Origin of the sequence: Brasilonema sp. UFV-L1 (assembly GCF_012912105.1) — a bacterium.
Classification (GTDB): Bacteria; Cyanobacteriota; Cyanobacteriia; order Cyanobacteriales; family Nostocaceae; genus Brasilonema.
The window spans coordinates 83090-103785 of record NZ_QMEA01000003.1 but is presented as its reverse complement, the minus strand read 5'-3'; the positions used below and the strand labels follow the sequence as shown (position 1 = coordinate 103785).

The following is a 20696-nucleotide window of genomic DNA, read 5'->3' as shown; positions in this document are numbered from 1 at the left end:
TCTTGAGAGATGAATCCATGAAACGACGACAGTTATTGGGCTATGCAGGGGCAGGATTAGTAACAACATCAGTTACTAGCTTGGGTTCCTACTTTCAAGCTAATGCCCAGTCTGGTGGTTCATTATCAATTCAGTGGCTGGGTCATACTAGCTTTTTGTTTACTGGCGGTGGAGTCAAGATTCTCACAAATCCTTTTCGGACTGTTGGCTGTACCACTGGTTATCGTGTACCAAAGGTTGCGGCTGATTTAGTTCTGATTAGCAGTCAATTGCTAGATGAAGGTGCTGTAGAAGACCTTGTTGGAAATCCAAAGCTCATTTACGAACCAGGAGCTTACGAGTTTAATAAGATTAAGTTCCAGGGAATTGCCATTAACCATGATCGTAAAGGTGGTAAGCAGTTTGGTATAAATACGGCTTGGCTTTGGAAGCAAGGGGGAATTAATATCCTTCATATGGGAGGAGCAGCAGCACCCATTTCCATTGAGCAAAAAATCCTGATGGGGCGTCCTGACGTAGCGTTAGTCCCTGTCGGAGGGGGTGCAAAAGCTTATAATCCTGAAGAAGCAAGACTTGCAATTCAAACCCTCAATCCCAAAATAATTATTCCTACTCATTATCGTACACAAGCTGCAGATGCTGCCAATTGTGATATCTCACCTTTGGATGACTTCCTAAAAGTCATGGATGGAATGACAGTACGTCGTAGCAGTAGTGACACAATAACTGTAAGCTCTGGTAAATTACCGGATAACAGTGCAATTCAAGTTTTGAGCTATAAATTTTAAGTGAACTGTAGATAAAAATGCAACATACAATGTTTGTCTGCACCACCTGTGCGAGTGTGTGGGAAAATGGAAAGCTAGTTGGCGTTAGTGGTGGTAAAAAATTATTACAGCAGTTGCAGGAATTGTACCAACATTGGGAATTGCAAGAAGAGTTTGCAATTGCGCCTGTAGAATGTATGAGCGCTTGCAATCGCTCTTGTGTTATTTGTTTTACGGCAGAGAGTAAATACACATATCTTTTCGGTGATTTATCACCAGACTTGTCAGTTTCAGCAATAGCGGATGTATTGGAGTGTGCCAGTAAGTATTATACTCATCAGCAAGGTTTGTTACCTTGGGCAGAAAGACCAGAACTTCTGAAAAAAGGAATCTTGGCAAAAATTCCTCCTGTATCTATATCCTATGCAAGTTAGTTTCCAAACGGCAGTCATTTTATCCTTTAACCTAATTCGGCGAAATTCCCCATCCGCCTATGCGGTGGGGATGGATAGCCGGACAAAAACGAGATACTCCCCTTCAAAAAGGTTGGAATAACTAACCGCTTGAAGGGGAGTTCGAGTTTTTGTCAATCTCCGTTCTAGCCCACCGTTCAATAAGCTCACTTACACTAATTTGTTGTTGATGAGCTAGTGCGGTTAGACCTTCCCACACGAAATTGGTGAGAGTAATTCCGTGAACACGCTTTTTTTCATCATAAAAAAGAGGAACACCCCGCACAGCTTTTTTCCCTTTTCTGCTTGACATAAATTGCTCACTCGAATAAGCTAAATACAGCTTAGCAAAGAAAAGGAGGTGTCGCATTGTCCCCGAAAAAGTTGGCGTTAGCGTAGCGGCTCCGGAGGAGCTTCCTTCATTGTGTTAATTCGTCGGCGTAGTAGGGTACTCGTTCTTACAAGGCTCGCCAACTTTTTTACGTGTAAGACCTCGGGAGTGATACATGGCAATTCGCAGGCAAACATTTCGTCTTTATCCAAACAAAACGCACGAAGGTAAGTTGCTTCAAGCAAGGCGAGATCATGCCTACTTATACAACGCCTGTATCGCTCACCGTAAGTACGAGTGGAGGGCGAATCGCAAATCAGTTTCGTACCTGGAACAACAAAATTGTTTACCTGATTACAAGAAAGAGTGGGTTGAGTTTGCCTACCTTCATTCTCAAGCCTTGCAAGCCAGGGTTAAACGGGTTGACTTAGCGTATAACGCTTTCTTTCAAGGATTGCGTAAGCTACCTAAATTCAAATCAATCCGCAAGTTTTCAGGCTGGACTTACCCTGCACTCTCTGGATGGAAAGCTAATACGTCTGGTAAGCATGGCAGCGTGAATTTAAACGACCTCGGCATCAAAATAAAGATGCGAGGCCAAGCGAAGCAGTGGGGCAAGCCAACCACGCTTACCATTGTGTACAAGCCTGGTTTGAAGCAATGGTTCGCTTCTTTCACTGTTGAGATTCCCGACATTGCAACAAAATTTGGGTCGAAATCTGATTTAGCGTACGACTCAATCGTTGCTTTTGATTTGGGATGCGAAACGGCAATTACAACCTATGACGGGGAAAATGTTGAACAAGTCGCTAATCCGCGTTTTACTCAAAAGACAGAAGCGAAGATAAAAAAGGCGTCTAAGGAATTACGGCGCAAACAAGCTCGTAATAGAAACAACAAGATTAAGGCGTCGCGACGTTAGAAAAAAGCGAATAAGCGTATTGCAAAGCTACAACGCAAGGCTGGAACTCAACGTCGGGATTGGCAACACAAGGTTACGTCAGAGATTGCAAGTCGTTATGACATCGGCGTAACTGAGGGGCTCAACACAAAGGGGATGACGAGAAAGGCTAAGCGCGGTAGCAAACGCGAAGCTCGCCGGACAGAATCTTCTGCCCGGCAGACTTCGCGTAAGAAGCAAAAAGCAGGACTCAATAAGTCCATTCTTTCTGTGGGTTTTGGTACTCTGAACAAGATGCTGACCTACAAAATTGAGGCGAAAGGGGGATTGATGGTTGTGCTACCCACACGGGATGTAAGACCATCTCAGCGTTGCCCAAAGTGTGGAGCAGTTCACAGGGAATGGGCGGAGTTGTCAAATCGTCATCATGCCTGCCCAGACTGTAAGCTTGAAATACCGCGCGATGCGAGTAGCGCGATGGTGATGTACAACGTTGTTACGAATCAACAACCGGGGTTGGGAACCAGCCTCGATAGTCTCGGATGTCTAAGCTCTACCTCAAAGACCAGTAAACGAAAGAATACCGGATCAATGAGGCAACTTGGGCAAATGAGGAGACAAAAATTCAGCAACACGACGGAACCGGGTGAAACCCCGTCCGCCTGTGCGGCGGGGTAGTTCATACTACAGTCGCGGTAATTCGAGAACTCTGGCGTAAGTCGTTGTAAAATTATTTTTTAATTTTTGACTGTTTGAGTTGTCATAATCCTTTTTCAGAGGATAGACAGCTTTACCAAAAAGTCTTATAATGAGAAAACAAAAGTATATATACTTATTGTAAAATCTTCCCATACATAGTAAAGATTTTCAGAGAATTTCTTTAGACATCGAAATTATTCTATTAAAATCAGAAAGTCTTTCGTAAAGGGCAACAAACACATGGATGTAAAGCTGATTCTAGCTGCACTAACAATTGTCTTCACAGTTTCGTGCTTGTTCTTTGGTACGAAAAATGGATTCTACGATTCAGATAACTATCATGGGAACGGATCTGCCCACTGAAGTTATAAAAGCCATCAGTTACCCAATGAGAGAGTTACTTGCCTGACGTCATTTTCTCCCCTCTGGGAAACTGCTCTTCGGGCGTTCATAACAGGACGCTAAATGCGTGAGTGTCACTGAAGCCAACACCAGTAGCCTCAAAGTCCAAAACCTCCCTCAGTCTTTTGCCCTACGCCTGCGGCACGGCTACGTTTAACAGGTATGACCTATCTGTAGAGTTCACAAATCAGGCGTCAGTCCTGGGGAGGTTGGTGCCAACAAACCAGCATCTGGTGTAAGTATATACACTCACACTGTGCGCTCCGCAGTCGTCTAAATCAGGAGAACGCCCAATGAGTTCACTCTATGCCTGCCTTCGTCTTGTGACGAAGAGCATTTCCTCATAAAGGCCACGGCAGGTGCAATCAACGAGGGAACCTCTTTGGGCGCACTACCTCCCTAACACAGTGGTTTGGGAATCCCTCACAAAACCGAGTTTGAAGGGAAAACGCCACTTGCTACAAGTCGGAAAACCCTCCGGTAGCAGGTTGCCGTCTCTACCCTCTGTTGTTAGCTTGAAGCATTTTTATCACCCATTTATTTACATACCGCAAGTTTGGTACAGTTATCTTAATCGAACAAACATCAGCGTTCCAATGGTGTGGAGATGCATCACTGAACTGGCGATGGACATTGTGTAGAAGGAAAAACTATCCACGAAAAATATCCACAAAGGATACTTTGTTTTCGTTAGAAGTTTCCTTCCACATGCGAGTGTTCTCCCCTTTGGAATAAGCATTAAGCAAATGTCCATAAAAATGAGGTTAGAGGGGAAAGGAGCATGAGCGATCGCCTGTCAGTATCCTCTAAATTTGATACGGAGGAGACGGCGAGTGAATTAGAATGTTTGCCCTTTGGGGTTCACCACGATGATGAGGGTGTTTGTTTGTTAGTACGGATGGGACCACACCGCATTTTGCTTGACTGTGGCTTGGCGGATGTATCACCTCTAGTACAGGGATTGAAAAAATCGGCGCGTCGAGGGAGTTCACCGTTACCAGCAGATTTCGTCTTGGTCAGTCACGCCCATAGCGATCATGCCAGAGGATTGTTAGCTCTGCATAAGGCATTTCCTTTACTACCAATATACGCCAGCGAAGTGACCAGCAAGTTATTGCCTCTCAATTGGCTAGAGCAAGACAATCAGGAAGTAGCGCCATTTTGTCAAGCGCTACCATTGCGATCGCCTGTAGAATTCAAAGAAGGTCTGGTGGCAGAAATCTTTCCTGCCGGTCACTTACCAGGAGCAGTGGCAATTTTACTGACGTATACCACTCAAGAGCGTTCTTACAGGTTACTATATACAGGCGACTTTTTTTTATCCAATTCCCGACTTGTAGAAGGTTTGCGGTTGGAAGAATTGCGGGGAATAAAGTTGGATGTGTTGATTATTGAAGGCAGTTATGGAACTTCCCGTCATCCCCACCGCCGTGCTCAAGAAAATCAACTTGCTGAAAGAATTAACCGAGCGATCGCTGAGCGTTGTTCGGTGCTTCTTCCGACACCTACTTTAGGACTCGGTCAAGAACTGCTGATGCTTTTACGCAGTCATCACCATTTTACTGGAAGAGATTTAAATATCTGGGTTGATGGTACTGTCGCTGTTGGATGTGATGCTTACCTGGAATTGCTACCTCATCTACCACCATCAATACAAAACTTTGCCCGCCATCAACCCTTATTTTGGGATGAACGGATACGCCCACGTGTGCGGCGCATGCAGCCAGAACAGCGCCTTGATGTTGACAATCCTTGTATTATTTTGACTGACTTTACAGCTGACCTATACAAATACTGCCAAAGCAATACTGGTTCTTGGCTCACCCTTTTCCCAGAGAAAACTAACATAAAAATTAACGACGAATATTTACAGGTGATGAGCGTCGAAACTTATCTTCTTGCTCAACATAGTGATGGTCCTGGGACAACTCAACTGATTCATAATTTGCGACCGCAGCATGTCATCTTCGTCCACGGTTCCCCCACTTACCTAGCAGATCTCACAAGCCTAGAAGAGCTACAAAACCGTTATCATCTTCATTCTCCCGCAGCTGGCACACTCGTGGAACTGCCTATTGGTGAAACATTTTTACAACCAGCTGCACCAGAAGCCAATTATGAAGGCGAACTCACGGAACTCGGAACTGTAGTCACAATCACTCTACCCGATGCAATCACTGCTGATCCTCGGTGGCGACACTTCGCTGATACAGGCTTAATTGAAGCCCGCTGGCAAGGTGAAGATTTAGTGTTACGGGGACTGTCGCAAAGAGAACTGCTAAACCAAAATAGCGATCGCTTTACGTGGTCTGATCTTGATTGTTGCGGTACTTGCCGACATCAAAGGGGACAGAGGTGTTGGAATCCTGCGTCCCCACTGTATAATTTCAAAGTCACTCTTGAAGGTTACTGCCCTGCGTTTGAACGTAACACTGAAAAGAACTCAGAGTCGTGAGTGCTAACTCCATTGATTTTCCCCCTGGAGTATCAAGCGCCTCTGCTCAAGAGTCCGCCTTAACGAGAAAGCTTCTTATCGAACCACCTTAGGTTGTCTGTCCTCAAAAACCCAGACATTGTTCGACAAGCGATATCTTAATTGACGTTTTAACGTGGGCATGAGAGTGGTTGGCCGTTTTTAGCCCTCAACGTCCAGACACACTTAAGCCAAGGTTAAGCCATCCGTGCATATCTTATTTTTCTTTGTTTGGTTCGACTAGTGACAGTATGACCAGTCAAAAACTCTTCAACAGAAGCTGCTTTGCAATTCGTAGCCTGTCTACAGGACTGACGCTAAGTTTCCTACAGAGGAAAAACATCAGTTCCTGCAAGTCGCCATCATCACAAGTCAGTCGCTTCTCTTGAGAAAAGGTGACTTGCAGGATTACTGGGAAACCCGCAAGGGCGGACTGCTTCCCCTCCTATGATACAGACTACCACCCTGCTTCGTGCCTCGTTCTATAGTGTGCCTTTGACACTCCCCGAAATTTAATTTCGGGGATTCTTGTTTCACAGGGAGATCCAAAATGCCCCAAGGAGGAATCCATACAGGAACATTCCAGATTACTTTACCCTCCACAAGCGTATACCGTGTGCCCCACGGCGAAGAATAATTAGCCACCCATTCCGAGACAGGTTCCTCCTTTGCAGCGAGACTCTGCCTGTGTAGTGGACAATTTTATTATACTATCTGACAGGACAAATAAATTTGTCCTATTCGCTTATATCCCCCCTTTAGAAAAGGGGGGCTTTATGCATCACGACTCGTAAGGCATCGGCATACGACTTAGAACTTAACAGCATTTGTTTGATCGTCATTTGCGCTGAATCCTTACGCAGTGATTATTCTGGATTTGAAGAATCAGTCAAACGATTACGGATGCGCTCAACTTCAGGACAGTCTTCAGTTAAAAGAGGTTCTACATTACCACGTGGTACTGAAGCTAATTTTTGTGTTACAGCACCAATACTTTCAAGGCGAACCATTTCCTCCCAAGAACAAATTTCATCTTCTTCTTCAGTTTCATAACGTAGGGTGACCAAATCTCCCTCTATGTCGATGATGCGGGCGCGTTCAATCCAGCGTTGCTGGTCCCGCAAGAACACACAGACCTCCCGCCCGTCGCAACACAATTGATAAATCTTGCGGTGTAGCATCTACAGCTTCTGCCTTTTTAAACTTAGTTAAATCTGTCAACAACATCTGGGCTTTATCCCCTACATACAACACCCTTTTATGGTTCGTTGACCGAACCAAGTCAAGATGTCTTTCTTGACCCAAGCCAAAGACTTGTTTGTCGTTGTCTGTTTTGTGAGCTTTTTGGGTCATAAAGTTCACGCCTCATGCACAAGTTAAATTTTATCTTTGTCGAGGTCATTCAAAAAATGTTTACTTCATAGAAGTTACATATTTCGGGGTTTTTCCTGAAAAAGATAACGTTAGCTGGTGAGTCCTTACAACCATTATGTGACAACTGATACTCAAAAACAAACGTTAGCTGCGGTTGTTTTAATTGCCTGCTTATAGTCGTTGGCATTGCTGGGAAGTCAGGGGATTTTGCTTTACTTTTATCCCTATGTATTTGATCTTAGCTTATTCTCTTGTGAGCTTCATGGTTTGAAACAACAACATCTGAGTAAATGGTTCTTAACGTAATCTTTTTCCTTCCTTTGATGAGTAGACAAGCAGGAAGAAATTAAGCTGTGTGGAGATCTGCAAAAATTTATGAAATCTTTACCAATAAACGGCAGGTGCTGATACTGCACCTTGAGCATGAGCAATAGTACCATTAGCGTGACGTTTTGATCTACCGTAACTGAGATTTTGCACCAGCTTCAAAAACGGGTACGAGTGCAACTCATACAATCTAGAACGCTGATTCAGTATTCAGAATTTTGACAAAAAAACCCGGTTCCTTCTTGTTTAGCCAACGACAAATTGGTTTTCCTGTTTAAGAATAAGCTGAAAAAATTCTATTTTTTTTAAGCTTTCTTAAAAAAAGATTTTGTTTGTAAAATTTTCAACCAATAGTTTCTACGGAGAGCTAAAAAACGACCGAAAATCCTCATCCTTTTGGCTTAGCTGTACCCAATCTAAGTTCAAAGAGCGAAACTTTTGCACGAGGCGATCGCATGCTGGGCGTTCTGTAGCGTAATGTCCGGCGTCAATCAAAATGACACCGCGATCGCGGCTTTCCTGAAACTGATGGAACTTACAGTCAGAAGTTAAGTAAGCTTGAGCACCTGTTTTCGCAACTGCTGAGAGAAAACTGGCTCCTGAACCACCCAAAACAGCAACTCGGGAAATCGTCTGCTTTAAAGAAGCCACAGGAGAGGAAATCAGATGAGAAGGAGTAAGCCGGGTTTGAATTGTTGTGAGTAACTCTTGTAAACTTATCGACGGCTGTAAATTTCCAACGCGTCCATATCCTAATCCTGGTTGTGTAGGTACTACAGCAGAGACTTCCTTAAGTTCTAGAATTTGAGCTAAAACGTCAGCAGTTCCATCGTCCACTTGGTCAAAATTTGTATGAGCACTGTAAATACCAATATTGTGGGTAAATGCTAACCGTGCTATTTCGCCGATGGCGTCGCCACGACATAAAGATTTGGGTGGACTGAAAATCAAAGGATGATGGGCAAAAATTAGATTGACGGGGATACCAGCATTTTGGATGGCGATCGCCTCTTGCATGACAGCCAAAGTTGGTGTCAAACAAACCAAAACTTGTGCTTTTTCTTGTAACACTCCTGGCTCAATTTGCCAACCACAATTATCCCAGCTTTCTTGCCAAGCTGGATTTGCCCATTTTTCAAACCAGGTTATGAAATCAGCGATTTTCATTATTCAATTCATTAGTTATCTATTATTAGTCATATTAGTCATTAGTCAGACTACAAACTGGGGACTATAGCAGTCCTATTCGAGTTGTGAGAGAATACGTAGGTTGAAAATCAAATATAAAAGTAAAATTTTATTCAGTCCTGGCGAGAGCGAAATCGCGGCACTCTCCCCAAACCTGCTTGCGCGGGTTATCTTATTAAGTCCACGTAGGTGGACGCATGTTTGTGTAGTAGCGAATTCTATTTGCCCAATTGTTTCCAAATTTCTCACGAATAATTTAGGATGGATTGCTATTATCAATTATTTTTAGGAATATGCAGTTTTAATGATAACTCTTCGCGAAGTTGACAAAAAGGTTTGTTCCAAATAGGTTGGGCATTCCAATCCCATCCTGGTACGGGAATCAGTTGCTGTGCTGCCAAATAGGTAAGCAAGCGATACTCATTTTCTGGTTCACGGGAAAAGCAGAAAGGATTGCGATAACATTTTTCACGCAGTTGATGATAGTGGGAATCACCAACACGGATAAGTTGTAGAATTTTTTTACCTTTTGAGAGCAAATAATCCAAAAAAGTCAAGCTAAAAGGTTCAATCACGGCGCGAGTTTGGGGTTCGTTCTGTACCCATTTTGCCCAATCAAATCCATATGTAAAGTCATGGACGTAGCGAAAGCAGATTTCCGATTTTCTTCCAAACAACTCCATGAGCGACACTATCTTATCACCCCAAGATTCTACAAAAGATAGAGCATTGTCTTCAGCAACCAAAGCCTGCTTCAGGATACTGCTTGTCATCAAATCAAAATCCCAGAAAATATTTTCTGGAAAGTTGTATAACATGGCATCTAGTATACGCTCCAATGTATGGCTAAGAGAATTTATTAGTTGAATATCACAAGTGTTTTCAGTAATTAAATTACCCAGTTCTACAAAGCTTGTCGAGAAAGTCTTGTGGGGATTAAGTGATAAAGGACTGGCTGTATGCTGAGCAAGGATTTCATCAAGAAGTTGAAAATGATGACTGAGCGTCCGATTTTGCTTCATATGATTAAAACAGCTCGATAGTTTGGGGAAAAAGTTATTTTTACAATCCAGAGATATGAATAACCAATTCTCTTGTATGGCTTCTTTGCCTATGTTCCCAAATATAAATTCCTTGCCAAGTTCCCAATACTAAGTAACCTTTATTGATGGGAATAATTTCTGAAGTGTGAGTCAGAACTGTACGGATATGTGCTGGCATATCATCAGGACCTTCTGCATCGTGAATATACTGTCCTGATTCTGGTACAATTTTTGCCATAAAATTGACTAAATCTTTTAGGACATCTGGATCGGCATTTTCTTGAATCAGCAAACTAGCTGAGGTGTGGCGCAAAAACAGAACGCATAATCCTGTTTCAACTCCTGATTCCGCGACTGCATCTTCAACTTTTCCGGTAATGTTATGTAAAGATTTGCCAGTAGTGGAAATCCTCAGTAGCTTTTGGTAGTGAGTCATCTTTACATTAATTATTAGTTATTCGTTATTTGTCATCAGTCTGTTGGTCGTCAGAGTTGATAGACTCTTGAGTGTCATCTGTTGACTCTAAAACTTCTTCCTCTCCTTCTTCTGGATGATTTTCTTCGTTTTCTAGCCAAGGAGAGTCGAAGTGAGTCCAAGGAAGAATTGGTTTATTGGGTAGATTGGGAGTTAGGACTGTAATATTTGCTGGATCTGGTTTTGGCAAACGCAAACCAGCACTTCCAGATTCTGTGTCATAAAATCTTTTGTAATTCTTCATATTTGTTGCCGCAATTGGGGTATGAAATAAACAGCTACCACATGCAACAAGCCAACTAAGGCAATTCCCCAAGTAACACCAGCAGCATAAAATAGCGACTGAGAGATATCGTTAAGAGGCTGCTTATTCGCATTATACGTCTCTACTAAGTTCACTAGCATCTGCAACTGATATTCTTCGGGTGACATTGCCAAATAACCCTCCAGGAATTTTTCATTTTCTGGGTTGGGAGTAATGACGAATTGACGTGGGAGTAAAGCATTGATCAGCAGTGTAAAGTTTATCAGAAATAGCACGATTTCCGTAATGCTAAACAGACTGAAGACGGAAATAAGCCTTGCGATGGTGAGAACGCTCAGTAATGCACTGTTTACTACAAACAGGATATTTGTTTGAGTCAGTAGAATTTGTCTTTCTTCCTTTTGTTTGTCTAAAACTCGACGTATATCCTCAGAAGCTAAGCTTAGAGTCAGGGAAGACAAATTTTGTTCCATGACAAAACTTACGAATATCATTAATATACCGCTTTGGGATGCACCGCGCGGCTTCACAAACTTTGTAAATAACTAAGAACAGCATAAGCTACACTTTCATTCCCATCCTTAGCAATGGATTGAGATTGCTTTGGTGAATTGGGTGGTTGGTTGAGAAAATTCCAAGTTCCTTGGAAAAGTTCAGATGGTTGGAGGATTTGATGCTGGTTATAATTCTTAATACCTTCTAATAAAAAAGCAGCTTCTGCAAAGTCATCACGAGTTACTGAAACAATCGGTACATCTAGACGTGTAGCTTCAGCAAATGTACTATAACCAGGTTTCGATATCACTCGCCCACAAATAGGCATAAAATCCACAGGACGGTATTTGTGGTCGGTGATCTGTACTAAGTTTGGCAAGTCTGGGGTAAATTTATCAAAGGTGATAAACTGCCAATCTGAAAATTGCTTCAGGTTTTCGTAGGGAATTTGCTGTAAACCTAAGCCACCAAAGGTGAGTAAGATAGTCTTTTCTTTTGGCGCTGTGATTCCCCATTTAGAGCGTATTTCTTGGAGAACGTAACGAGGAGAACCGCCTGTTAAGGCTACGTCTGTGATGTTTTTGAAGGCTTGCATGCTTTCATGGAAAGGAAGACGAAACAGGCGATCGCACTTCGAGTAACAATCACTAATCCAATCAGCAATGTCTGTAAAGTCACTACCCCAATCTCGATAGATAAAATCAAAGCCAAAGTTACTCATCATCCAACAAGGTACCTCAGCTGCTTTGGCAATTTCACAGGCGAGGAAAGGAACATCTGCCAAAATAAAATTGACACGATTTTGGCGCATAAAGTTAACTTCAGAAGCAATGATAGAATTTTGATTTTTCTTAATCTCAAGTAACTTTTCTAGAGTTGCAGCCTTATCCATTGTCAAGCTATCTGCTTGTACCACACCTAAATCCATCGCACGGGGACGATGGATAAAATCGCCTTCTATGTAAGACTCTAGTAACCATCGTGGTGCTGTGGTTACCATGATCAGCAAGACTTCTGGACATAATTTTTGAATTGTCGCGGCGACAGCTGCTGTGCGAGTAGTATGTCCGAAGCCATGATTGGTGATTGCTATATATAAAATTGGTCTATCCATTAAAGTCATGAGTTGTGATTTTTGATGTTTGTCTACTTGCTATGGACAGATTTTACCGGAGGACACACATCTCTATGCCTGCAATGGGGCTATTACCTTTTGCCTTCTTCAAAAAATTGTTGAATTCCTTCAACGAGTTTGTCCATTTCTGATTCTAAAGTCAAATAGTGAACACAAGCACGCACGCAGTCAGGATCAGCGATTGTCCGAGTTAAGAACCCTTGTGACTCCAAAAAAATCACGAGTTGACGGGTAGTCTGTGGTGTTTGATTTGTGAATTGAAAAGAGACTAAACCGCTTTCTGGTGGAGAAGTCCGCAAACATTTGACATTGGATAACCTTTGTAATCGTCGCCATAGATACTCACTGTTGTGGCAAATTTGTTGATAACGTTCCTCTGGTGTTCCCCACTGATGATGAGTGGCGATCGCCTCCCTTAAGCCCGTATAAAGTGGATAGTTAGATGTCCCCACTTCATAACGTTTCCCATCGCTTTCCCAATCGACAGGTCTTGCTTGACTAGAGATAATACCTCGCCAACCAATAAAAGTAGGTTTTAAGCTGTCTCGAACTTCTGGTCGGACATACAAACCTCCTGTACCACCAGGACCACACAGCCATTTGTGACCCGTAAAAGCGTAAAAATCCGCTCCCAATTCAGTAAGATTTAAAGACAGCAAACCTACAGATTGAGCTGCATCTATCAAAAGTTTGACTGATTTTTCTCTACAGAATGCAGCTATTTTGTCAATTGGTAAAACTTGACCAGTATTCCAAAGAACATGACTCAGTATGACAAGACGAGTCTTTGGACGCAAGTGTTGGGCAATGAGGTCAATGGGGTCGCCTTCATTTAAAGTAGCCATTAAAGGACAGAAAGTTACTTCAACACCAAACCTACGTCCGATTTCTTGAGCTGTTGCAATAATACCAGGGTGTTCGCAGTCGCTAAGAAGTATATGGTCTCCACAGAGCCACTCAAGACCCCACATAGCAATGTTACAGCCAACGGTGACATCCTCAGTGATGGTGATTGTTTCGGTTGGGACACTAAACTCAGAGGCGATCGCATTTCTCGCCGCTTTCATCTCCTCTTGTATCCAACTGTTCACCTCAGTGCCAAAAGGACCTATTTGTTGAATATAAACTTGCGTCTGAGAAATCGCATCCAATGCTGTTTGTGGCATTGGTCCTTGACCGCCGTAGTTAAAATATGCCTTATTTGCCAAACCTGGAAATAGCTGTCGATGTTGCAGTAACTTGGTTAATGATGCAGAAATACTAGCCATCATTCATTAATGATTATTTAGTCATGACATATTATTTATTCTGATACATTTATGGCCCATAGCCTGATATGGATCGGGATTATGCAGCAATAGCAACACAACTATTGCTCCTCTACTCCCAATACGGTTTAAAACACCACAGATAAAAGTTTTTGTCAATAGTCATATTTTTCATTCATTTTGGATAATTATCTGTACTAAGTCTACTGAAGGGTAAAATGAAGAACTATACATACACATATGTACACAGATAAAACTTCTAACCAAACCGTATTGCCCTGACTCAAAAACTCTAGACAATAACATTAATTTTAGTTATCTGGGTCACTGCCACAAAGTAATAATTCTTGTTACCTTAAAAGAATGTTAATTAATGCTGAACTGTTGCTGCAATACCAACGCTGTAAGCGCCGACCCTTTTTAGACGTTCACGGGGACAAAAGTCGGCGAGTGCTTGAGAATGACATGCTGTTGAAACTGTACCAAGAAAGAGTTGCTCATCAGACAAGTATTCTGACACAATTTACGCATCACCAACCAGTGTATCGACAAGGAGACTGGAAAACAGGAGTAAAAGCAACCTTAGAGTTAATGCAGCAAGGGGCTGAATGCATTTATCAAGGAGTGCTAATAAGTTATTTTCAAACACATACATTACTCAGTCGTCCAGACGTTCTCGTCAAGCATAGAGGAGAGTCTCGCTTTGGAGATTGGCAGTACGTTCCAGTCAGCATTGAACTGGGAAAGCGTCCTAAACAAGAGTATCAGGTTGTCGCAGCATTTCACGCATATGTGTTGGCAATGGTGCAACAAAGTGAGTGTGAAATAGCTTGGCTGATGTTGCGTGGTAAAGAGTCGGGTTACTCTGTGGATTTGACGAAATGGATACCACAAATGCATAGCGTTCTCGAAGAGTATATTCAAACTCTCGAAACAGATGAAGCACCTGAAGTCTTTATCTCTCGTCAACGGTGCAATCTTTGCCCTTGGTATAATTATTGTTATGCTGTTGCCCAATCTCAAAAACACCTTTCTTTATTACCAGGAGTGACACCTGTTCGCTACATACAATTGCAAGCACTAGAGATCACAACAGTAGAGTCTTTGGCAAAAACTCATTCCACTCAACTAGAAAACCTACCAGGTTTCGATAGGACAGTCGCAGCCAAGCTGATATTACAAGCAAAATCGATTCTAGAAAATCGTCCGTTCGTCATACCGTATCAATCACCAAAGCAAGAATATGTCCTCAACTCTTGGGCGGTTGACATTTCTGTTTGTCTCGACAGAACTCCAGAAATGGATACAGAGGTTACACAGTTGCTTTTGCCTAAAAATGACATCCTATCGACAGCACCTGTAGAAATATTCTTTGATATCGAGGCGCAACCAGACTTGAATTTAAATTACCTGTTAGGGGTTTTGGTTGTTGATAGACGAGCGAAAACAGAACAGTTTTATTCTTTTTTAGCAGAAAAAACAGAAGAAGAAGAATTTATTTGGCAACAATTTCTGGATTTAGTTTGGCAATATCCAGATGCACCAATTTACCATTTTTGTGTTTTCGAGTATGATACAGTCAAACGACTCGCCAAGCTCTATCACACTCCACAAAGTTCTGTCTTACCCGTACTGAATCGGTTTGTGGATGTGTATGAGATCTTAACGCAAAACGTGACATTGCCCATAGAAAGTTATGCTTTAAAAGCAATTGCTCGATGGTTGGGGTTTGAGTGGCGTGATACAGAAGCTAGCGGGATGAAGTGTATTTACTGGTATGATGAGTGGTTGAAAACAGGCGATCGCTCTTTACTTGAAATGATCCAACGCTACAACGAAGACGACTGCCGTGCAACCCGCAGCGTGAAAGACTGGCTTGTAAACTTTTTTCAAAAATTTCAAAAAAATAGTAGTTTGTCGTGAGGGCTAACAAACAATATAGGTATTAGCACAGCAATGCTGTGTTCCCAGAGGTAGCAAGTTCCTTGCTGGCGTGATATCGTGTGTATGATTTTCACAGTTTAGCAATAACTAAAAATGCAATTCGTCAAAAATATTTTTAAGTTTCCACAAATTCTTTTCCTTCTTATTCCAATTCTAATTGTTAGCATTTTTTTGATTAGTGTACCTGCCCCAAATTATCCCATAACTGGAATTGATTTTATAGGCTCTGCGACTTTTCCCACAAGTTTTTCTTTTCAAAAAACTCCAATGGGAGGGTTTTCTGGAATAACCTACGATGCGAAAAAACAACTTTATTACACTATATCTGATGACCGTAGCGAAAAAGCTCCTGCCCGCTTCTACACATTAAAAATTGACCTGACTAATGAAACACTAACCGATAATAGGGTTGAACCTGTTGGAGTGACGACACTTTTAAATGAAAATAGTCGAACTTTTTTGCCTGGTAGTCTTGACTCAGAAGGTATAGCCTTCACAAACAAAGAAACTATATACGTTTCTTCTGAAGGTGATAAAAACAAACAAATCAAACCTTTTCTGAAAGAGTTTTCAATCTCTTCTGGTAAGGAATTGAGAACACTACCAATTCCTAGCAAGTTTTTGCCAGATAATAATGGTCAACAAGGTATCCGCAACAATTTAGCTTTTGAATCTCTTGCTATCACACCTAACAATAAGTTTCTGTTTACAGCCACAGAAAACGCTCTGATTCAAGATGGTCCAGAAGCAAAACCAAAAAGAAGTAGTCCTTGCCGCATTTTACAATACAATTTGCTCACTCAAAAACCTGAGAAAGAATTTCTTTACAAAACTGAAGCCGTCACACCATTTTTGAATATCTCTCCTCAATTTTCAAGTGGATTAACTGATTTAGTAGCTCTTGATAACCAAGGTCATTTCTTAAGTTTAGAGAGAACTTTTACTGGCTTTGGGTTAGCTATTTCACTGTTTCAAATTTCCCTGGGAGGTGCTGATAACATTTCTAATATTGACAGCCTTTTGACTGTTGATATTAACAGAGTCAAACCCACAGACAAAAAGCTACTTTTGGATTTGAGAAAACTAAATGTGGGACTAGACAATATCGAAGGCTTAACTCTTGGTCCCAAGCTATCTAATGGGCAACTTTCATTAATCCTTGTAAGTGATAATAATTTTAATCCTCTTCAGAAAACCCAAATACTTGCCTTTAAACTGAAGATGGAACCACCACTTATCAGGTTATTTCGGCGTTTTTTCCCCAATTTCAATCGTTAATAATAGCCATCATGAACTGCGTATACCAGAAGCAATAAAAAACCATTATCCTTTTTTCTTCCCTTGTGAGCTCCTAGCTGAGGAGATAAAATCCCCCGTACCCTACACCTCTACACCCGTACACTCCTAGTTCGTGACTCATGACGAATGACTTATGAAAAAAAGCTTGACAAATTTTAGGAGAAGAAGCATAATAGGGAAAGTGAAAAATTAAGGGACTGTAGTTCAATTGGTTAGAGCACCGCCCTGTCACGGCGGAAGTTGCGGGTTCGAGCCCCGTCAGTCCCGTTAAAAGTTATGAGTGCTGAGTTCTGAGTAGAGAGTCGTAAGTTATTCAGAACTCAGCACTCATTGCTTAAAGCTTAATATAAGCTACATAAATTGTCGTTTGCAAAACATAGAAGAGAGAAAACATTGTGACTGTTAGAGTCCGTCTTGCCCCCAGTCCAACTGGAAATCTACATATTGGAACCGCTAGGACAGGTGTATTTAACTGGTTGTTTGCTCGCCACCACGGCGGTCAGTTTATTCTGCGCATTGAAGACACAGATAGCGAGCGATCGCGTCCTGAATACACCGAAAATATTCTCCAAGGATTGCGTTGGCTGGGATTGACATGGGATGAGGGACCATTTTTCCAAACAAAGCGTCTGGAAATTTATAAACAAGCGGTTCAAACCCTTTTTGATAAAGGACTTGCATATCGCTGCTACACCACAGCCGAGGAATTAGAAGCACTGCGTGAAGCTCAAAAAGCCAGAAATGAAGCTCCTCGTTATGATAACCGTCACCGCAACCTGACACCAGAACAAGAAGCCGCATACAAAGCCCAAGGACGTAGCTTTGTGATTCGTTTCAAAATTGATGACGACCGAGAAATTGTTTGGAATGACCTGGTACGGGGAAAGATGGTTTGGCGAGGTAGCGATTTAGGCGGTGATATGGTTATTGCTCGCGCCGCAGCAGATGGTATTGGTTTGCCACTATACAATTTTGCTGTTGTGGTGGATGACATGGATATGCAAATCACTCATGTCATTAGGGGAGAAGACCACATTGCCAATACTGCTAAACAAATTTTGTTATATGAAGCTTTTGGCGCAAAAGTACCAGAGTTTGCCCATACGCCCTTGATTTTGAATCAGGAAGGACGCAAGCTTTCCAAGCGAGATGGAGTTACATCCATTTTTGACTTTAAGCAAATGGGCTTTACTCCTGAAGGTTTGGCAAATTATATGACATTGCTGGGTTGGTCAGCTCCAGACTCAACTCAAGAAATTTTCACTCTAGAAGAAGCAGCCAAGCAATTTGGCTTTGAACGTGTTAACAAAGCTGGGGCAAAATTTGACTGGGCAAAGTTAGATTGGATCAACAGTCAGTATATTCACAATATGCCAGTGGATAAGCTGACAGATTTACTCATTCCCGTTTGGGAAGAAGCTGGATATCAACTGATAGCAGGACGCGATCGCTCTTGGTTAGAGCAACTTGTCGCTTTAATTGGTCCGAGTTTGACTCGCCTTGTTGATGCAGTTCCTATGAGCAAACTGTTTTTTACAGAAACAGTTGAGTTTAGTGACGAAGCACGTGCTCAATTAAAACAAGAAGGTTCTGCTGCTACTCTCAAGAGTATTATCGCTGCTTTGGAGAATCACCAACTCACTGAAGCTAGCGCTCAAGAAATTATCAAGCACGTGGTTAAAGAACAAAACGTCAAGAAAGGCTTGGTCATGAAAGCACTTCGAGCTGGCTTAACAGGAGATTTGCATGGTCCTGATCTGATTCAATCGTGGTTACTCTTGAATCAAATTGGTTTAGACAAACCGCGCTTGATTCAAGCGGTAAAACAAGCGAGTTAGCAACCATTATCAACCACTCTCAAGAAATATACTTTTTGTGAGCAAGGAACACAACGAGTGAACAGGGCTTGAAACTGTAACTTAATCTCTGGACAAAGCTACCCATTGCTGCTCAATCTTGGGTAAATTCATTGGAATCCCTGCGAAGCAAGAATCCCACGGCTTTTTGTCAAACTGAGCGTAGCGAAAGTTTGGCAGTCGTGGGAGTGTCAACAAGGTGCAATTTAGTTTGATGCGGAAGATGTGGAAAAAGTAAAAAAACTAGTCGAAGACCTTCACATTGGGAACCTCTAGTGTGGTATCCATGTCTCTAAAAATACTTAAAAAAGTATGTTATTGGAATGCTGACAAAAGAGATATATCGAGAGATAAGATTATCTTTGATGATAGCTGCGCTGGTAATCGCGTCAGCAATCAATGCAACGTGTCATGCAGAAGAAACACCTCCAGAAATTTTTGGAGATGTCACAATCGGTCAAAAGTTTTCCCCAAATCCCTATACCGTTCGTGGTATGAGTGGTGGTTCCGTACGGGCGAGGGAAATTGCTGGTAAAAAAGAAACTCCCACAGGTACCTGTACTGGATATTTCGATGAAGAACCAGACCATACAATTGAGTTAACAAGTAAGTTTGACTTCCTAAAATTAGAAGTGGAAAGTCCTGAAGACACTACCCTCATTGTTAGAGGTCCTGGAGGTAGCTGGTGTAATGACGATTTTGATGGCAAGAATCCTGGTATGATTGGAGAATGGCTACCAGGAATATACGATGTATGGATTGGTTCGTACAAGAAAGACAAGTATTTTCCCTATACCCTACGAATTACAGAAGTTAAGTAGAGACCATGAATGCCCAAGTTTACCTAAAACGCTTGATTGGTTGATTTTGGAGACGGTTGTTGTAAGTCCTTGGTTTGGTCTTCAATTCCTCCCTCACCAGTTAAAGCAAGGTAAATACCCAGCATAATGATGGCAAAAGCCACCAAGTTCAACCAACCCAATGCCTCTGCAAAGATTATCCAAGCTAAAAAAGCAGTCACAACCGGATCTAAAAGATTAATCATTGCTACAAGGCTAGAAGATAAGTATTTGAGGCTGTATGCAAGCAGTCCATTAGCGAAAATAAGAGTTAGAGCTAGAGCAATAACATTCAGCCACCCCTCCCAAGAGTGGGGAAACCATTCATCGTTGCTGATGAATAGAATCAGCACAAACAAAAGCGTATTAATCCTACAAACCCAAGTCAGGATAGTTGTTACTGTTAACTGTGTCCGAAGTTTTTCAATTGCCAGAAGATAGGCACCCCAGAATAGTGCTGACAACAAAGCAAGTAAGTCACCTTGAAGTTTAACAGAGGTAACTTGTAAGTCATCTAACCCAAGGACAATTGTTCCTACAGTTGCGATAGCAAGACCAATCAGGAACTTATAATCAAAGCGTTGATTGAAGAGTAAGTATCCTCCCAGTGCAGTGAAGAATGGAGTCAAACTATGTATCAGTGCTGAGTTCGCAATACTAGTCTGAGTTAAAGACCAAGCCCAGAGAATCTGAGTGGCGCAGAAAAACACTGCTGTTACCAACAGTAGCAGGATTTGTTTGTTGTCGAATGACTGCTTGATGATAGTTTGCTCTCCCAACAAACGCTGACGCACAAGCGAAAACTCTTGCCATAGTCCAAAAATAACAGCGGCTATCCAACAACGATTGAACATCGTGGCATTAGGGCTGATTTCATTTTCGCTCCATCGAATTAAGATGGGCATCATGCCAAAAATCAATATAGCAACAAAAATAGCAATTATTGCTCCTGTTGCTTTGCTATGGGACTGCGCTTTAGTGATTTCAAGCTGATCGGTCATATCATTATTAATACTTTATCTCTTGTCGTATTTTATTAGGAAAAATTTAAGATTGCGATAGTGTTATAGAATATCACTCTGTCAAGTTTTTTTTAATTATTTTTCAGTACTTTATACTAAGTCATATCATTCAACCAGTATTTAGCTTAAAAGCCTATTCAT

Annotated in this window: 19 protein-coding genes and 1 tRNA gene; 10 read left to right on the top strand and 10 right to left on the bottom strand. The window is 41.9% G+C overall.

Annotated elements, in window-relative coordinates; translation table 11 throughout:
• The first annotated feature begins 17 nt into the window (after positions 1-17).
• The 5 genes from DP117_RS02000 to DP117_RS01985 all read left to right on the top strand — a co-directional run bounded on the left by DP117_RS02000 (position 18) and on the right by DP117_RS01985 (position 6007).
• Positions 18-788: an MBL fold metallo-hydrolase gene (locus DP117_RS02000; protein WP_169216687.1), complete on the top strand. Its 771-nt coding sequence runs from the start codon at positions 18-20 to the stop codon at positions 786-788.
• A 17-nt stretch (positions 789-805) separates the two neighbouring features.
• Positions 806-1201 carry a DUF1636 domain-containing protein gene (locus tag DP117_RS01995; protein ID WP_169216658.1) on the top strand — a complete coding sequence of 132 codons (396 nt, stop codon included), beginning with the start codon at positions 806-808 and terminating at the stop codon, positions 1199-1201.
• 524 nt (positions 1202-1725) lie between these two features.
• Positions 1726-2472 (top strand): transposase, encoded by a 747-nt coding sequence (locus DP117_RS35880; RefSeq protein WP_248277489.1) that lies wholly within the window; start codon positions 1726-1728, stop codon positions 2470-2472.
• 135 nt (positions 2473-2607) lie between these two features.
• Positions 2608-3129, top strand: coding sequence for a transposase (locus DP117_RS35875; protein WP_248277488.1), 522 nt, complete (start codon positions 2608-2610; stop codon positions 3127-3129).
• A 1204-nt stretch (positions 3130-4333) separates the two neighbouring features.
• On the top strand, positions 4334-6007 hold the full coding sequence (locus tag DP117_RS01985; RefSeq protein ID WP_169216657.1) for an MBL fold metallo-hydrolase: 1674 nt from the start codon (positions 4334-4336) through the stop codon (positions 6005-6007).
• 884 nt (positions 6008-6891) lie between these two features.
• Here DP117_RS01985 and DP117_RS01980 read toward each other — a convergent pair.
• From DP117_RS01980 to DP117_RS01940, 9 genes are all read right to left on the bottom strand, one after another.
• Complete coding sequence (locus tag DP117_RS01980) at positions 6892-7206, bottom strand: DUF6679 family protein (protein ID WP_169216656.1); 315 nt, start codon at positions 7204-7206, stop codon at positions 6892-6894.
• Positions 7124-7378, bottom strand: coding sequence for a hypothetical protein (locus DP117_RS01975; protein WP_169216655.1), 255 nt, complete (start codon positions 7376-7378; stop codon positions 7124-7126). The genes DP117_RS01980 and DP117_RS01975 overlap by 83 nt, the downstream gene beginning before the upstream one ends.
• Before the next feature lie 705 nt (positions 7379-8083).
• Positions 8084-8893 carry a Nif3-like dinuclear metal center hexameric protein gene (locus DP117_RS01970; protein ID WP_169216654.1) on the bottom strand — a complete coding sequence of 270 codons (810 nt, stop codon included), beginning with the start codon at positions 8891-8893 and terminating at the stop codon, positions 8084-8086.
• Between the two features lie 296 nt (positions 8894-9189).
• Positions 9190-9936, bottom strand: a complete 747-nt coding sequence (locus DP117_RS01965; protein WP_169216653.1) for a hypothetical protein — start codon at positions 9934-9936, stop codon at positions 9190-9192.
• A 40-nt stretch (positions 9937-9976) separates the two neighbouring features.
• Complete coding sequence (locus tag DP117_RS01960) at positions 9977-10393, bottom strand: secondary thiamine-phosphate synthase enzyme YjbQ (RefSeq protein WP_169216652.1); 417 nt, start codon at positions 10391-10393, stop codon at positions 9977-9979.
• Positions 10394-10418: 25 nt separating this feature from the next.
• Entirely contained in the window at positions 10419-10676 is a 258-nt protein-coding gene (locus tag DP117_RS01955) for a hypothetical protein (protein ID WP_169216651.1), read from the bottom strand.
• Positions 10673-11170 carry a hypothetical protein gene (locus tag DP117_RS01950; RefSeq protein WP_169216650.1) on the bottom strand — a complete coding sequence of 166 codons (498 nt, stop codon included), beginning with the start codon at positions 11168-11170 and terminating at the stop codon, positions 10673-10675. Before DP117_RS01950 ends, DP117_RS01955 begins: the two co-directional genes overlap by 4 nt.
• Before the next feature lie 53 nt (positions 11171-11223).
• The gene (locus DP117_RS01945; protein ID WP_169216686.1) at positions 11224-12306 is read right to left on the bottom strand and encodes a glycosyl transferase; all 1083 of its coding nucleotides are present in this window, start codon (positions 12304-12306) and stop codon (positions 11224-11226) included.
• Positions 12307-12398: 92 nt separating this feature from the next.
• On the bottom strand, positions 12399-13595 hold the full coding sequence (locus DP117_RS01940) for an aminotransferase class V-fold PLP-dependent enzyme (protein WP_169216685.1): 1197 nt from the start codon (positions 13593-13595) through the stop codon (positions 12399-12401).
• 363 nt (positions 13596-13958) lie between these two features.
• Between DP117_RS01940 and DP117_RS01935 the strand changes: the two genes are divergently transcribed.
• The 5 genes from DP117_RS01935 (at position 13959) to DP117_RS01915 (ending at position 19515) form a co-directional block, all read left to right on the top strand.
• Positions 13959-15518 (top strand): TM0106 family RecB-like putative nuclease, encoded by a 1560-nt coding sequence (locus DP117_RS01935; protein WP_169216649.1) that lies wholly within the window; start codon positions 13959-13961, stop codon positions 15516-15518.
• A gap of 114 nt (positions 15519-15632) precedes the next feature.
• Complete coding sequence (locus tag DP117_RS01930) at positions 15633-16817, top strand: esterase-like activity of phytase family protein (protein WP_169216648.1); 1185 nt, start codon at positions 15633-15635, stop codon at positions 16815-16817.
• A 214-nt stretch (positions 16818-17031) separates the two neighbouring features.
• Positions 17032-17105 (top strand) — tRNA-Asp (locus DP117_RS01925).
• A gap of 128 nt (positions 17106-17233) precedes the next feature.
• Positions 17234-18676 carry a glutamate--tRNA ligase gene (gene gltX / locus DP117_RS01920; protein ID WP_169216647.1) on the top strand — a complete coding sequence of 481 codons (1443 nt, stop codon included), beginning with the start codon at positions 17234-17236 and terminating at the stop codon, positions 18674-18676.
• A gap of 341 nt (positions 18677-19017) precedes the next feature.
• Entirely contained in the window at positions 19018-19515 is a 498-nt protein-coding gene (locus tag DP117_RS01915; RefSeq protein ID WP_169216646.1) for a hypothetical protein, read from the top strand.
• A gap of 23 nt (positions 19516-19538) precedes the next feature.
• On the opposite strand, the gene DP117_RS01910 is transcribed toward DP117_RS01915, so the two are convergent.
• On the bottom strand, positions 19539-20534 hold the full coding sequence (locus tag DP117_RS01910; RefSeq protein ID WP_169216645.1) for a DMT family transporter: 996 nt from the start codon (positions 20532-20534) through the stop codon (positions 19539-19541).
• Positions 20535-20696: the final 162 nt, after the last annotated feature.